Annotated in this window: 14 protein-coding genes; 9 read left to right on the top strand and 5 right to left on the bottom strand. The window is 61.9% G+C overall.

Annotated features, from left to right (window positions below; all coding sequences use genetic code 11):
- The first annotated feature begins 83 nt into the window (after window positions 1-83).
- From AMK00_RS22170 to AMK00_RS22210, 9 genes are all read left to right on the top strand, one after another.
- Complete coding sequence (locus AMK00_RS22170) at window positions 84-848, top strand: SDR family oxidoreductase (protein ID WP_064811890.1); 765 nt, start codon at window positions 84-86, stop codon at window positions 846-848.
- 13 nt (window positions 849-861) lie between these two features.
- Window positions 862-1,416, top strand: a complete 555-nt coding sequence (locus tag AMK00_RS22175) for a gluconokinase (protein WP_064807010.1) — start codon at window positions 862-864, stop codon at window positions 1,414-1,416.
- Window positions 1,406-2,299 carry an NAD(P)-dependent oxidoreductase gene (locus AMK00_RS22180; protein WP_064811891.1) on the top strand — a complete coding sequence of 298 codons (894 nt, stop codon included), beginning with the start codon at window positions 1,406-1,408 and terminating at the stop codon, window positions 2,297-2,299. Before AMK00_RS22175 ends, AMK00_RS22180 begins: the two co-directional genes overlap by 11 nt.
- A 106-nt stretch (window positions 2,300-2,405) precedes the next feature.
- Entirely contained in the window at window positions 2,406-3,902 is a 1,497-nt protein-coding gene (locus AMK00_RS22185; protein WP_064811892.1) for a sugar ABC transporter ATP-binding protein, read from the top strand.
- Between the two features lie 18 nt (window positions 3,903-3,920).
- Window positions 3,921-4,961 carry an ABC transporter permease gene (locus tag AMK00_RS22190; protein ID WP_064807015.1) on the top strand — a complete coding sequence of 347 codons (1,041 nt, stop codon included), beginning with the start codon at window positions 3,921-3,923 and terminating at the stop codon, window positions 4,959-4,961.
- Between the two features lie 49 nt (window positions 4,962-5,010).
- Window positions 5,011-6,108, top strand: a complete 1,098-nt coding sequence (locus AMK00_RS22195) for an ABC transporter substrate-binding protein (protein WP_064807016.1) — start codon at window positions 5,011-5,013, stop codon at window positions 6,106-6,108.
- 92 nt (window positions 6,109-6,200) lie between these two features.
- The gene (locus AMK00_RS22200; protein WP_064811893.1) at window positions 6,201-6,539 is read left to right on the top strand and encodes a hypothetical protein; all 339 of its coding nucleotides are present in this window, start codon (window positions 6,201-6,203) and stop codon (window positions 6,537-6,539) included.
- A 245-nt stretch (window positions 6,540-6,784) separates the two neighbouring features.
- A complete protein-coding gene (locus AMK00_RS22205; protein ID WP_064811894.1) occupies window positions 6,785-7,855 on the top strand; it encodes an LLM class flavin-dependent oxidoreductase in 1,071 nt (356 codons plus the stop codon).
- A gap of 443 nt (window positions 7,856-8,298) precedes the next feature.
- Window positions 8,299-10,269 carry a HAMP domain-containing methyl-accepting chemotaxis protein gene (locus AMK00_RS22210; protein ID WP_064811895.1) on the top strand — a complete coding sequence of 657 codons (1,971 nt, stop codon included), beginning with the start codon at window positions 8,299-8,301 and terminating at the stop codon, window positions 10,267-10,269.
- A gap of 68 nt (window positions 10,270-10,337) precedes the next feature.
- On the opposite strand, the gene mctP is transcribed toward AMK00_RS22210, so the two are convergent.
- The 5 genes from mctP to AMK00_RS22235 form a co-directional block, all read right to left on the bottom strand.
- The gene (gene mctP, locus AMK00_RS22215) at window positions 10,338-11,813 is read right to left on the bottom strand and encodes a sodium:solute symporter family monocarboxylate transporter (RefSeq protein WP_064811896.1); all 1,476 of its coding nucleotides are present in this window, start codon (window positions 11,811-11,813) and stop codon (window positions 10,338-10,340) included.
- Entirely contained in the window at window positions 11,803-12,000 is a 198-nt protein-coding gene (locus AMK00_RS22220; RefSeq protein WP_007539443.1) for a DUF3311 domain-containing protein, read from the bottom strand. Before AMK00_RS22220 ends, mctP begins: the two co-directional genes overlap by 11 nt.
- A 247-nt stretch (window positions 12,001-12,247) precedes the next feature.
- Window positions 12,248-12,919, bottom strand: coding sequence for a response regulator transcription factor (locus AMK00_RS22225; protein WP_064807022.1), 672 nt, complete (start codon window positions 12,917-12,919; stop codon window positions 12,248-12,250).
- On the bottom strand, window positions 12,916-14,301 hold the full coding sequence (locus tag AMK00_RS22230) for a cache domain-containing protein (protein ID WP_064811897.1): 1,386 nt from the start codon (window positions 14,299-14,301) through the stop codon (window positions 12,916-12,918). Before AMK00_RS22230 ends, AMK00_RS22225 begins: the two co-directional genes overlap by 4 nt.
- Before the next feature lie 85 nt (window positions 14,302-14,386).
- Entirely contained in the window at window positions 14,387-14,851 is a 465-nt protein-coding gene (locus tag AMK00_RS22235) for an Lrp/AsnC family transcriptional regulator (RefSeq protein WP_064811948.1), read from the bottom strand.
- Window positions 14,852-14,945 lie beyond the last annotated feature (94 nt).

Raw genomic sequence — 14,945 nt, forward strand, 5'->3', positions numbered from 1 at the left:
TCCGGAAAAGCGATGTCAAGTGAGTTTCACCTGAAGTGGCGGTATAAGCCGTCATTCGCAGCGACACCGGAGGAGTTATTTGCATGAAGAACCTGTTTGATCTGACCGGGCAGCTTGCCCTGATTACCGGCTCGAGCCAGGGGATCGGTTATGCGCTGGCCGAGGGCCTGGCGCAGCACGGCGCCGCGGTGGTCATCAACGGCCGGACGCCCGAAAGCGTCAAACGCGCGGTCGAGAGCCTCAAGGCGCAGGGACTGTCTGCCCATGCGGCCATCTTCGACGTAACCAGCAAGGACGCCGCCAAAGCGGGCATCGATGCGATCGAGGCCGATATCGGCCCGCTCGACATCCTGATCAACAATGCCGGCATGCAGTTTCGCACGCCGCTGGAAGATTTCCCGGCGGACAAATGGGAACTGCTGCTGACCACCAATATTTCGAGCGTATTTTACGTCGGCCAGGCGGCCGCCAAAGCCATGATCGCCCGCGGCCAGGGCAAGATCATCAACATCGCCTCGGTGCAGAGCGAACTGGCCCGCGCGGGCATCGCCCCCTATACCGCGACTAAGGGCGCGGTGCGCAACCTGACGCGCGGCATGTGCGCCGACTGGGCCAAACATGGCCTGCAGATCAATGCGATCGCGCCCGGTTATTTCAAGACGCCGCTCAACCAGGCGCTCGTCGACAATCCCGAATTCTCGTCCTGGCTGGAGAAGCGGACGCCGGCCGGACGCTGGGGCAATGTCGAGGAACTGGTGGGGGCCGCCGTTTTCCTCTCGGGCCGCGGCTCGTCTTTCATCAACGGCCACACGCTTTATGTCGATGGCGGCATCACCACCTGCCTCTGACAGGGACGCGACGATGGAGCTCGGGAAAGAAGTGCTGCCTCTGGCCGTCGTGGTCATGGGCGTCAGCGGTTGCGGCAAATCCTCGGTTGGAGCGGGCGTCGCCGCGCGAAATGGCATGCGGTTTGTGGAAGGCGACCAACTCCACCCCGCCGCAAATGTCGAGAAGATGGCGCAAGGCATACCGCTCACCGACGCCGACCGCCTGCCCTGGCTCGACCGGATCGGCGAGGAAATAAAGACCGCAAAAGAGGCGTCGCAAGGGTTGGCAATTTCGTGCTCGGCGCTGAAGCGCAGCTATCGGGACCGGTTGAGACAGGCGGCGGGCGGGCACTTGGCCTTTGTTTTCCTGGAGGGGTCGCGCGACCTGCTGTTGTCGCGGATGCAGGCCCGTCAGGGCCACTTCATGCCGGCGTCGCTGCTTGATAGCCAGCTGCAGACGCTGGAGCCGCCGACCGGTGAAGCCGGTGTGGTCACGGTGGCGATCGATATGGCTTTGGATGATGTGGTGGCGCTGGCTTGTGAGGGGCTGAAAAGCGCGGCCGTCAAGGGAGGGTTTCATGCAGGATGATTATAGAGCAGATGTCGCCGTCATCGGCGCCGGCATCATGGGAACGGCGATCGTCACGCGATTGATCGAGACCGGCCACAAAGTCTCGGTCTTCGATCTCGATGCCGAAAAGATCGCGGCTTTGACGGCAAAGGGCGCGCACGCGGCGAGCTCCGTGGCGAGTGCCGTCTCGGCGTCGGAATTCTGCATTCTCAGCCTCAACCACGCCAGCATCGTGCGCGCCGTCATCTTCGGCGAGAACGGGGTTGCGGCGGCGGCCAGCGCCGACAAGCTGCTGATCGACATGTCTTCCATCGACCCTGCCGAGACCGCCGACATGGCGACGCGGCTGCGTGCGGAAACGGGCATGGCATGGGTGGATTGCCCGCTTTCCGGCGGCGTGCCCGGCGCGCTCGGTGGAAAGCTGACGATCATGGCCGGCGGCAGCGCTGAGGATTTCGAGCGTGCGCGTGTGGTGATGCGGCATCTTGCCGCCAATTATACGCTGATGGGCGCCTCCGGCGCCGGGCAGACCACCAAGCTGATCAATCAGCTGTTCTGCGCCGTGCTGTTCCAGGCGGTCGCGGAAGCCGTCAAGCTCGCCGAGGCCGGCGGCGTCGATCCCTCCGCCATTCCGGCCGCTCTTGCCGGCGGCAGGGCGGATAGCCGGATATTGCAGGAATTCATGGCAAAATTCGCCGCCCGGGATTTCTCACCGACAGGTCGGATCGACAATATGCTGAAGGATCTGGACTCGCTTCAGGCCTTTGCGTTGAAGACCAAGACGCCGCTGCCGATGACGGGTGCGGTGGTGGAGATTCACCGCCTGCTTTGCGCCGCCGGTCTTGGGCCGAGGGACTCGGCCGAGATGATGCGCCTTCTCGATGGATTGCAGGCCGACTAACATCATCTTCGACGGCGTTGGAGATTGTCACTTTCCGCTTGACTACCGGGGAATGTTATCGATAACATATTTCGTAAGGACAGCTGCAGCTTTGGGAGGAGCCACAGTGGAAGCCAAGAGACTGCTGGAGTTCCAATCGATCACTAAAAGCTTCGGCGGCACGCAGGCGCTGCGTGACGTCTCGATCGACCTGCGCGAGGGCGAGATCCTGGCGCTGCTCGGCGAAAACGGCGCCGGCAAATCGACGCTGATCAAGACGCTGGCCGGCATCTACAAACCCGATAACGGCGACATCCTGTTCCGCGGCCAAAGTTATCATCATCGCCCGCCGAAACCGAACGAGCGGCAGCCGGTCGCCTTCATCCATCAGGATCTTGGTCTGATCGAGTGGATGACGGTCGGCGAGAATATGGGCTTGTCGCAGGGCTTCTCGATGCGCAGCGGCCTGATCGACTGGGGAAAGACGCAGGCGCGGGCCAAGGAAGCCTTGAAATTGGTCGGCTGCGACTTCGATCCCACGACGCGGGTCTCGGCCCTGTCGCGCACCGAAAAATCGCTCGTCGCCATCGCCCGCGCGCTTGCCGTCGAAGCCGATGTTCTGGTGCTCGACGAACCCACAGCGAGCCTGCCCGCCGATGAAGTCGATCGGCTGTTCAACGCCATCCGTCCCCTGAAGGAGCGCGGCGTCGGCATGATCTATGTCTCCCACCGGCTCGACGAGATTTTCCGCATCGCCGATCGCGTCGCCGTGCTGCGCGACGGATGCATGGTCGGGCAGAAGCCGGTCAGCGAGACCACCCCCGACGAACTGGTGACGATGATCATCGGCCGCAGCAGTGACAGCCTCTTTTCCAAAGCCGAGATCAAACCCGGCAAGGCGATCGTCGAGGTTCGCGACCTCGTTTGCACCGGCACGAGCCCGATCTCCTTCGATATAAGAGAGGGTGAGCTGCTCGGGCTGGTTGGATTGCGCGGCGCCGGCCAGGAAAGGATCGGCCGGGCGCTGTTCGGCTGCGAGCCCTTCAACGGCTCGGTGCTGCTGCATGGCGAGGCGCCGGATCTTTCCAGCCCGCGGCAGGCGATGGCCTCGGGCATCGGTCTGATTGCCCGTGACCGGACGGAGGAATCCGTCGCACTGTCGCTGTCCATTCGGGAAAATACCTATCTCAATCCGGGCGCTGTCGGCCGCGGGATTTTCTCCTTCCTGTCGCCGCGTGGGGAAGCCGACCTTGCTCATGCGATCGGCCATTCCGTCGGCCTCAGGCCGAACGATCCGGATCTGCCTGTCGAGGCGCTGTCAGGCGGCAACCAGCAGAAGGTTGTCGTCGGTCGCTGGCTGGCGACCGGCCGCAAGCTGCTGGTCGCGGAAGACCCGACCGCCGGCGTCGACATCGGCGCGCGTGCGGAAATCTACCGCCTGATCACCCAGGCGCTCGAAGCCGGTCTCGCAGTCGTCGTGGTGTCGACCGACTTCGAGGAAATCGCTCATATCTGCCACCGCGCGCTGGTTTTCTCGCGCGGCAAAATCGTCAGCGAACTGACTGGAAGTGCGCTCACGACGGAGGCGGTCATCACGGCCGCGTCCGCATCGGAAGCCGCTTGAGCCATCGGGAGAACAGCCATGCAATCCATTGAATCCACGGCGCTGGAGCCGACCAAGAGCGAAATGGCCGGCTTGTCCACAGGACAGAAGATCGGGCGCCTGATCCCCGTTTACGGGCTGGTGATCCTGACCGTCGGCCTGATCCTGCTCTTCTCGATCATGCTGCCCGATACCTTTCCGACCGTCTTGAACGTCCGCTCGATCGTCTCCGACAAGGCGATCATCGCGCTTCTGTCGCTCGCCGCGATGATCCCGATGGCGTCGGGCCGCATCGACCTGACTGTCGGTTACGGCATCGTGCTCTGGCACATTCTCGCCATCAGCCTGCAGACGGTCTACGGCCTGCCCTGGCCGGTCGCCGTCCTCATCGTTCTCGCGCTCGGCATCCTCACCGGCTTCATCAATGGCCTTTTGGTCGAGGTCGCCAAGATCGACAGTTTCATTGCGACGCTCGGCACCGGCACGGTCCTCTACGCGCTTGCCCTCTGGCATACCGGCGGCCGGCAGGTGGTCGGTGTCCTGCCTGAGGGATTCTATGCGCTGAACGGCACCATGCTGTTCGGCCTGCCGATCACCGGCTTCTACGTGCTGCTGATCGCCATCTGCATGTGGATCGTGCTCGAATACCTGCCGATCGGCCGTTATCTCTATGCCATCGGCGCCAATCCCAAGGCCGCCGCGCTCAACGGTATTCCGGTGCGGAAATTCGTGATCGGCGCATTCGTCACATCAGGCCTGCTGGCGGCCCTGACCGGTGTCCTGCTCGCCTCGAAGCTGCGCATCGGCCAGGCGAGCGTCGGCCTCGAATATCTGCTGCCGGCGCTTGTCGGCGCATTTCTCGGATCGACGACGATCAAGCCGGGCCGGGTGAACGTCTGGGGCACCTTGATCGGTGTCATCATCCTGGCGGTCGGCATTTCTGGAATTCAGCAATTCGGCGGGTCGTTCTTCGTTGAACCGCTGTTCAACGGCGTGACTCTGCTGATTGCCATCGGCATTGCAGGCTACGCCCAGCGCAAGCGCGGAGCTGTGAGGAGGATCACACCCGCATCCAAATGAGGATGCCGGCTCACCGGCATTTCATAACAAACAAAATGGAGGAGTGAACATGAAGCGCAGAACTTTAATGCGGGCAACGGTTGCAACCGTCGCTCTTATGCTCAGTGTGCCGGCAATGGCGGATTCGATGGCTGACGCCAAGGCCGTGGTCGACAAATATGCGTCCAAGGTGAGCGCATGGGATGGCCCGACCAGCGGCCCCAAGGGTGCGAGCGGCAAGAACATCGTCATCCTTGCCGCCGATATGAAGAACGGCGGCATCCTCGGTGTGGCCAATGGCGTTCAGGAGGCGGCAGGCGCATTGGGCTGGACGGTGAAGGTGCTCGACGGCGCCGGTTCGATCGGCGGGCGCACGGCGGCTTTCGGCCAGGCCATGGCACTGAAGCCCGATGGTATTATCATCAACGGTTTCGACGCGGTCGAACAGAAGCCGGCGATGGAAGCGGCCAAGGCGGCCGGCATTCCGATGGTTTCCTGGCACGCCGCCTCGGCGGTCGGCCCGGTTCCTGAGGTCGGCGTCTTTGCCAATGTCACCACCGATGCGATGGAAGTGTCGAAATCGGCGGCAGACTGGGCCTTCGCCGACGCCGGCGGCAAGCCGGGCGTCATCATCTTCACCGACTCCACCTATGCGATCGCGATCGCCAAGGCCGACCGGATGAAGAAGGAGATCGAGGATCTCGGCGGCACCGTCCTCGAATATGTCGACACGCCAATCGCCGAAACCTCCCAGCGCATGCCGCAGCTCACCACGTCGCTCTTGCAGAAGTACGGCGCCAAGTGGACGCACTCGCTGGCGATCAACGACCTCTATTATGACTTCATGGGACCCTCGCTCGCTTCTGCCGGCATTGCCGGCGACGGAAAGCCGGTGAATGTCGCAGCCGGTGACGGCTCGGAGAGCGCCTATCAGCGCATTCGCGCCAAGCAATACCAGGCCGTCACGGTCGCTGAGCCGCTCAATCTCCAGGGCTGGCAGCTGGTCGATGAACTCAACCGAGCCTTCGCCGGCGCGCCATGGTCGGGCTACGTGTCGCCGCTTCACGTGGTCACCAGCGCGAACGTCGAATTCGACGGCGGACCGAAGAACAGCTTCGATCCCGATAACGGCTACCGCGATCAATATAAGAAAATCTGGGGAAAATAAGCGTTCCCGAGGGCGCATCGACCGATACGCCCTCCCCTCATTTCATCACCTCGACATCGATCCGGCTCCCCGAGTTTTGGAAAAGAGAACCTATGATCATTCGCTACGCTTTGTTTGAAGGCGAAATCCATCCCGGCCGGGAAGAGGAATTTCGCGACTTTGTGAGACAGCGCCTTGTCCCGCTGTGGACGAAATTTCCGGGCGCGGAGGAAATCCGGGTGCTGGATGGAATGGAGCGCGACGAAGGCGCGCCGATTTATGCCATGGCGCTCGCCATTCGCTATCCTCACATGGAGGCTGTGAACGCGGCGCTTCTCTCCGACGTGCGTTCTGAGAGCCGCGAGGTCACCGGCGAGCTTCTGGAGCTCTTCACCGGCAAGGTGCATCATCACATATTCCAGGCCAATGAATACCCGCCGGCCACTGCCTGACATCGAGGATGCTGGCGATCAAGCTTGCCGAGAAGCGCCTGCGGACAAGGATCTCAGGCGCTTTTTCCGTGTCCCGTGCATCGACAATCCGCTGATGTCCGATGCGGCTGCGCGCTCTGGCAAAATTTTTTATTAGTGACGCCATTATCAAATTAAATAGTCTACGTATTTCGTGGATAATATTCCATCCTGCCACGCATCGTTTCTGCAGCCAGCCTTTCCGATCACCAGACCCGCGGCGTAGCATGAGTAATCATTCCGAATTTCTGTGGTATATTCCGAACGACGTCAGGCCCGGCCATCGCGGCGATACCACCGTCGAAAGTCACAATAGCCTGGAGACGCTGACCAGCCATGCGAAGGCGCTGGAGGAGCATGGCTGGAAGGGCGCGCTCCTCGGCACCGGCTGGGGCCGTCCCGATACCTTCACCGTCGCGGCCTCGCTGGCCGTGCGGACCACCACCTTCGAACCGCTCATTGCCATCCGACCGGGTTATTGGCGGCCGGCAAACTTCGCTTCCGCGGCGGCGACGCTCGACCACCTGACTGGAGGCCGGGTGCGAATCAATATCGTCTCGGGCAAGGACAACCTGGCGGCTTATGGCGATAGCGAGGGCGATCAGGCGCATCGCTATAGCAGAACAAAGGAGTTCATGCGGCTGGTCCGCAGACTATGGACTGAAGAAAATGTCACCTGGGCAGGCGATCATTTCCGGGTTGCCGAATCCACTGTGGTGCCGCCCATCGAGGAGCGCGGCGACCGCCGGCACCCGAAACTCTATTTTGGCGGCGCCTCCGAAGCGGCCGAACGGGTGGCTGCCACAGAGGCCGATGTCCAGCTTTTCTGGGGCGAGCCGCTCGAGGGCGTCCAGGAACGGATCGGGCGACTTAAAAAACTGAGCCGAGAGCTCGACCGCGACCTCCCGCCGCTGGAATTCGGGCTGCGAATAACGACGCTGGTCCGCGACACGACGGACGAGGCCTGGGCCGAGGCTGAGGCGAAGGTTGCCGAGATGGCAAGGAGCAACCGCACCGGCTGGCACGATCACCAACGCGCGCTTGCCGTCGGTCAGCAGCGGCTGCTCGCTCTTTACGAGCGCGGCGACGTGCTCGACGATAATCTCTATACCGCTCCGGGAAAATTCGGCGGCGGTGGTGCAGGCACCACTTGGCTGGTCGGTTCAGCGGACGACGTCGCCCGCTCGCTGCGCAAATATCAGGATCTGGGGATCACGCATTTCGTGTTGTCCGATACGCCCTATCTCTCCGAGATCAAGCGGCAAGGCAATCAGCTTTTGCCGCTGCTGCGTAAATAAGCCGAAGGCGCCGGTACCTGGCGCCGGGCAAGAAGATCAGAACCCAGTGTATCTGAAACATAGGATGGATGGCGACTGCATCGGGCAACCAAGCATGCCGCCATTTATCCATTCTCCGCAGAAAAACGCCGCAAAATATACGAACGGCGCAGCATACTGGCGCTCCGCTCGCCCCGTTTACATTCCCTAAAGGATATCCTCTTACCTTTTAACTTATCGGAGCGACGTCCCAGAGATGGTCACCTACGCCATGAGGGCGATCGGGCATCCGGATCGCGCATGAAATCGGCTTTGGCAGCTTGATAGAGGCCCGCACATTGGATGTGCTGCCGCCTATTGTGCGCGCGCTCCGGCCAAAGAGCTCCCGCATTTGCGCGAGATGCGCCGACGATCCTGGCAGCAATGACACCTGTGACAAACCTCCCATGCGACGGAGAGTGGTAATGAACAGCATTAAGAATTCCGGGATTGCGGTGCGTCTCGCTCTTGGCTTCAGCTTCCTGATCTTGCTGATGGCCGGCCTGAGCATCTACGCAACGGTGAAGGTCGCCGAGATCAACAGCAATCTTCAAACAATCAACGACGTCAACAGTGTCAAGCAGCGGTTCGCCATCAACTATCGCGGCAGCGTGCATGATCGGGCGATCGCCGTTCGCGACGTGACCCTGGTGACGTCTGTCGATGAACGCAGGGCGGCCGAGGCACTGATCGAAAAGCTGGCGGCATCCTACGCCGAAAACGAAAAACGCATGGCTGATATGGTCGCCTCCCCGGCTGGCGCGACCGACCAGGAAAGGTCCATTCTGAAGGAGATCGCCGACATACAGGCGAGAACCAATCCCCTGGTCGCCCAGATCATCGCGCTGCAGGAGAAGGGTGACGGTGAGGCTGCTCGCAAAATTCTGCTTGAACAGGCGCGGCCGGATTTCGTTGCCTGGCTCGGCGCCATCAACAAGTTCATCGACTACCAGGAAGCACTGAACAAATCGATCGGCGGAGACGTCCGCAGCACGGCGAGCGGCTTCAAGCCGATCGTTCTGACGGCGCTGGGCATCGCGGCTGTTCTTTCCGTCCTCGCCGCGATTATTACCGCACGCACGATCGTCGGTCCGCTGGCAAAACTGCAGCTGTCGCTGAAAGCGATGGCAGAAGGCAATCTCGATGGTGATCGTCGCCTCGAAGCACGTGGCGACGAGATCGGCAAGCTTGCCCGCGCCGTGGCGGGATTGCGCGACGCCATTTCGGCAAAGGCGGAGCGGGAAGCCGATGCGGAAGCCAGACGGGCTGTGGCGGAACGGCACCGGCTCGAACAGGATGCCGACGAACGCCGCACCCTTGCCGAGCAGACGGACCGGGCTGTCGGCCAGCTTGGCAGTGCATTGCAGGCGCTGGCCGATGGCGATCTCACGCAGCAGATCGGCACGCCGTTCATCCCGTCTCTGGAAAAACTCAGAGCCGACTTCAATTCAGCGGTCGAAAAGCTCCGCGCCGCCATGCAGAAGGTTGCCGAGAACGCCAGCGCCATCGCAGCTGGCGCACAGGAAATCCGCTCGGCTTCGGATGACCTCGCCAAGCGGACCGAGCAGCAGGCCGCCTCCGTCGAGGAGACCGCCGCGGCCCTGGAAGAGATCACGACCACCGTCGCCGACTCCAGCAACAGGGCTCAGGAGGCAGGTCAGCTCGTCCGCAAGACGAAAGACAATGCGGAGCGCTCGGGCAGTGTCGTCCGCGACGCGGTCGATGCGATGGGCAAGATCGAATCCTCCGCCACCGAAATTGGCAGCATCATCGGCGTCATCGACGAGATCGCCTTCCAGACCAACCTGCTGGCGCTGAACGCCGGCGTCGAGGCGGCCCGTGCCGGTGAAGCCGGCAAGGGTTTTGCCGTTGTCGCCCAGGAAGTGCGCGAACTGGCACAGCGTTCCGCCAAGGCGGCAAAGGAAATCAAGGAGCTGATCAACGCGTCGAATGGCCATGTGAAAAACGGCGTCGCGCTGGTTGGCGAAACGGGGAAGGCCCTGCAGGAGATTGCGGTACAGGTGCAGCAGGTCGACGGCAATGTCGGCGCCATCGTCGGCGCCTCGCAGGAGCAGGCGACCGGGCTGAAGGAAATCAATACTGCCGTCAACAGGATGGATCAGGGCACCCAGCAGAACGCCGCCATGGTGGAAGAGGCCACGGCCGCCGCTCACAAACTCGCCAAGGAAGCCGACGCATTGTTCCAGCTCCTGGGTCAGTTCAACATTGGCGGAGCAGTGGGATCGAGGCGCATTTCGCAGCCGGTCGCCGCGGCACAGCATGCTCAGCCCGTGGCTTCGCCGGCGCGCCAGATGATTGCCAAGGTCGGCAGGTCGTTCCAGGGGAATGCAACCCAGGGGAACGCGGCGTTGGCCGGCGATTGGGAAGAGTTCTGAACCACACGGCAATCTGCCAAAAATGAAGTAACGAAGGGCAGCGATTGCTGCCCTTCGTATTTTTTGGTTTACGCCCGGGCCGGGACCTTGGCCGGTAGCAAGGCGTTGACGATGACGGCGACGCCGATATTTGCCGCGAGCGCCAGCAGTCCGGTGTAGACGGTGAAGGGTTCGCCGCCGAGGCTGATCAGGTGCAGCGGCTTCCAGCCGGCGTCCCAGACGAGGAAGGTGCCGCCGCAGAACCCGACGAACCAGCCGGCAAGCAGCCCGGGCGCACGGAACCAGTTGGTGTAGAGGCCGAAGACCAGGGCCGGAAGCGTCTGCAGGATCCAGATGCCGCCGAGCAGCTGCAGGTCGAGGGCGAACTGAGTCGGCAGGAAGATGATGACGAGAAGTGCGCCGACCTTCACCACCAGCGACGTCACCTTCGCGACCTTGGCTTCGCCCGCATCGCTGACCTTGGGATCGACATAGGCCTTCCAGAAATTGCGGGTGAAGAGGTTGGCGGCGCCGATGCTCATCACCGCTGCCGGCACCAGTGCGCCGATGGCGATCGCCGCAAAGGCGAAGCCGGAGAACCAGCCCGAAAACAGCGTCTTGAACAGGGTGGGAACGACGTCATTGGCGCTGTCGAGCTTCAGATTGGCGGCATGGCCCATATAGCCGAGCAGCGCCAGCAGGCCGAGCAGCAACGTATAGGCGGGCAGCATGATCGCGTTCTTGCGGATCGTCTTGCCGCTGTTGGAGGCAAAGATGCCGGTCAGCGTATGCGGATACATGAAGGCCGCGAGCGCCGAACCGAGAGCGAGCGTGGCATAGGCGACATACTGGTTGCCGCCGAGCAGCAGGTTGCCGGCGCCCTTGGCCTGGAAGGCCGCATCGGCCGAGGCAAAGACATTGGCATAGCCGCCGAGCTTCGACGGGATCAGCGCGACCGCGGCGATCACCACAATATAGATCATGATGTCCTTGACGAAGGCGATCAGAGCCGGGGCGCGCAGACCCGCCGAATAGGTGTAGAGCGCCAGCACGATGAAGGCGATCGCCAGCGGCAGCTCGCCGTGCAGCCCGAGCGCCTTCAATACCGCCGTCATGCCGACGAGCTGGAGGGCAATGTAAGGCATGGTGGCGATGACGCCCGTCGCCGCGACGGCGAGCTCGAGGCCGCGTGATCCATATTGGCCGTGAACGACGTCGGCGGCCGTGACATAGCCGAAATCCTTGGCGCGTTTCCACAGGACCGGCATGACCATGAAGACGAAGGGATAGACGACGATCGTATAGGGCAGCGCGAAGAAGCCGTAGGCGCCGACCGTATAGACCAGCGCCGGGACGGCGATGACCGTATAGGCGGTATAGAAATCGCCGCCGACGAGGAACCAGGTGATCCAGGTGCCGAAGTTGCGCCCGCCGAGGCCCCATTCATCGATATGGGCGAGCGTCTCGGGCTTGCGCCAGCGGCTGGCAACGAACCCCATGACGGTGACGAGAGCGAAGAAGAAGATGAAGACGGCGAGCGCCGTGCCGTTGATGTCAGTCGTCATGGCGAACGCTCCGATAAGCGATCCAGGTCAGCGTCGCGGTGATCGGCACCCAGAGAAGCTGATACCAGTAGAAGAAGGGGAAGCCGAAAAGCGACGGCTCTCGCAGATTGTAAAATGGCGGCCAGAGCAGCCCTATGTACGGAATGATCAGCAGCCATAGCGCTGCCTTGCTACGTGGTTTTTCCATGTCGGAGTACCTTTCAGGCGCCGCAGTCGGCGGTCGCCATGTTCCAGTTGTCGGCGTGGAAGGCAGGTCTGTCAGCCGGCGGCGGCGGCAGGCCCTGTTCGGGTCGCTCGAGCTTTTCCGGCGGATCGGAAGCGGATGTAACGCATGTGAATTCCTCCCAACGGCTGACACTTGGCCAGCCGCGGATGGAGTCCTATGGCGTCGGTTTTGTCCTCACAAGATGGGCACGGGGCTGAAATGCCGGGGCCTACCCAGAAGTGGGTAGGCGCGGGTTTCCACTGATTTTCGAGACGATACCGTGATCGAGCGCATAGCGGATGAGGCCGGCCGTGGTGGCGATGCCGAGCTTCTTCTTGAGGTTCTTGCGGTGCGTTTCCGCCGTGGCGGCGGTTATACCGAGCGCTTCGGCGATCTCCCTGTTGCTCCTGCCGGCAACGATCAGCCCGAGAATGTCGCGCTCGCGAGGCGTCAGGGGATCACTGCCCTCGTCTGCGCGTTCGCCCATCAGCGCGTCGAAGACGCCCGAGGAGAAATAGGTGCCTCCGGCCGCCACGGTGTCGATGGCCGAGACGATCTCGTCGGTCGAAACATCTTTGAGTACGTATCCGGCAGCGCCATGCATGACCGAGGAGGAGATATATTCGCGGCTGTCATGCATGGAGAGCATTACGACACGGGCCTGGGGAAGCTCGCTCCTGAACAGTTCGATCGCATCGATGCCGCTGAGTTTCGGCATGTTGATGTCCATCAGCACCACCTGCGGCTGGACCTGTCGGGCGATATCGAGGCCAGTTTGCGCAAGCCCGGCGGTGCCGGCGACTTCGATATGGTCGAATGTCTCGAGCACGGCTTTCAATCCGTCCAGCACCAGCGGATGGTTGTCGATCAGGAGAACCCTGATTTTCGGCCGTTCGGTCATGCGGCTTCCGCCTGCTTGCCGGCCGGCAGATTGGCCGACCTCGGCATCATTGCCGTGAGCGTCGTGCCGGACTCGCTGCTGTTGATGAGCAGCAGGCCCCGGAAGTGGGCCATCCGCTCCTGCATGTTGCGCAGCCCTAGGCCTGATCCGCCGGCTGCGCCGTCCTTGCTGCCGTCGAAGCCGGTGCCGTTGTCTGAAATCGTCATGCGGGCGCGGCCGCCGTCGCACCAGAGCTTCACCGAAAGCGTCGAGGCGCCCGAGTGCCGCTCGACATTGTTGAAGGCTTCTTGGGCGACGCGATAGAGGGCGGTGTTGGCCTCGGCTTTCAGCGTGCCGGTAAAGCCTGAAGCGTCGATATCAGTCTCGATCCCCGTCCGCTCTGCGAAATGATGACAGAGCGCCTCCAGTGCGGCCGTCAGGCCGAGATCGTCGAGCACGCGGGGGCGCAGATCGTGCGAGAGCCGCCGTATTTCCTTGATGGCGCCGTTCAGCGCCTCGACGCCCCGATCGATGGTGAGCGCTGCATCGTCGACATTGGTCCTGACCTTGCGGCCGGCGAGATCCATCGCATAGCGCACTCCGAGAAGGTTCTGGGAAATGCCGTCGTGCAGCTCGCGGGCGAGCCGCGCGCGTTCTTCCTCCTGGGTATCGATGACCCGCTGCGTCAACTCCTTCAGGCGGCTGTCGGCCATGCGGCGCTCATGGAAGGTCAGCAGCATGCAGGTGGTAAAGACGACAAGCACCGACGGCACGGCGATCAGCGCGACGATCACGAAGGTTCGCTTGATATTGGCGCGCATCACCTTGTTGGCGGCGGCACTCTGGGCGAAGACGTCGTCCAGATAAACGCCGGTCCCCACCACCCAGTGCCATTTGTCGAGGCTGACGACGAAGGAGAGCTTGTCGGCGATCTGACCGGTCGAAGGTTTCTGCCATTTGTACTGGTGCAGGCCGCCGCCAGCTTTTGCCGTGGCGATCAGCTCGGCAATGACTTTGTCGCCGTCGGGATCGGTCAGATTCAACCAATTTTGCCCATGCCGGAAGCTCTGGCGCGGATGGACGATATTGTTGCCGTCATAGTCATAGACGAAGAAATAGCCATCCCTGCCGTAATCGAGCGAGGTCAGAATTTCAGCCACCCGCTGCTTGGCGGCTTCGTCGTCGGGACCGGCCTTGTCGTAGATCGCCTGGATGGCGGACAAGGCAAGGTTGGTCAGGTTGAGGATTTCGGTTTCCTTGGTCTTCAGCATGTTCTGCTCGAACGCATCGATGCTGTTCTTGGCGAGATTTGCCGATTGCCAGGTGATGAACGTGGTGATCGCAAGGATCGAAATGACGAGCGGGACGATCGCCAATGCGATGATCTGGTGTCGTAGGGTCAAGGCTCGTTCCTCCCGAAATTGCGTCCGGAATTATGCCCTTTGTCCGACATGAGTCCAGCAGCTTGCCGGCGGCAGGAGCTGGTGGCTATTCCAGCGGCACGAATAAGCCGAGCTTGACGTCCCGCAGCACGACATTGGTGTGCATGCGGCGGATCTGCGGATTGTCAGCCATGATGAGGGCGGCGATGTCATCATAATGCTCGACGTCGCGGGCGGTAGCGATCGCGATCAGATCGACCGCGCCGGTGACGTAATAGACCTGCTGGATATGATCCTGTTTTTCCGCCCAGACGCGGAACTTCGCCAAGGCGTCATAATTGTCCCGCTCGATCTCCATCCCGACGATGAACACCATCGATGTCCCCGTCGCCTTCCGGTCGAGGACTGCGACCTCCGCTTTGATGATCCCTTCCTCGCGCAGGCGTTTCAACCGCCGCTGCACGGCCGAGACCGACAAGCCCACTCGCTCGGCGATCGTTTCGGCCTTCAGCTGGCAGTCGCGCTGAACGATATCGAGGATGTCACGGTCAAAACGATCCAGTTGTTCCATTATCCAGTCCAAATCTTGCCGCAGCATTTTACGCGTTCTGCTGCATTCGCCGCGTGAAGAAGATTATTTTGCACAAAATACGCAGAAGAGACAA

It is taken from the genome of Rhizobium sp. N621 (genome assembly GCF_001664325.1).
Lineage (GTDB): Bacteria > Pseudomonadota > Alphaproteobacteria > Rhizobiales > Rhizobiaceae > Rhizobium > Rhizobium esperanzae.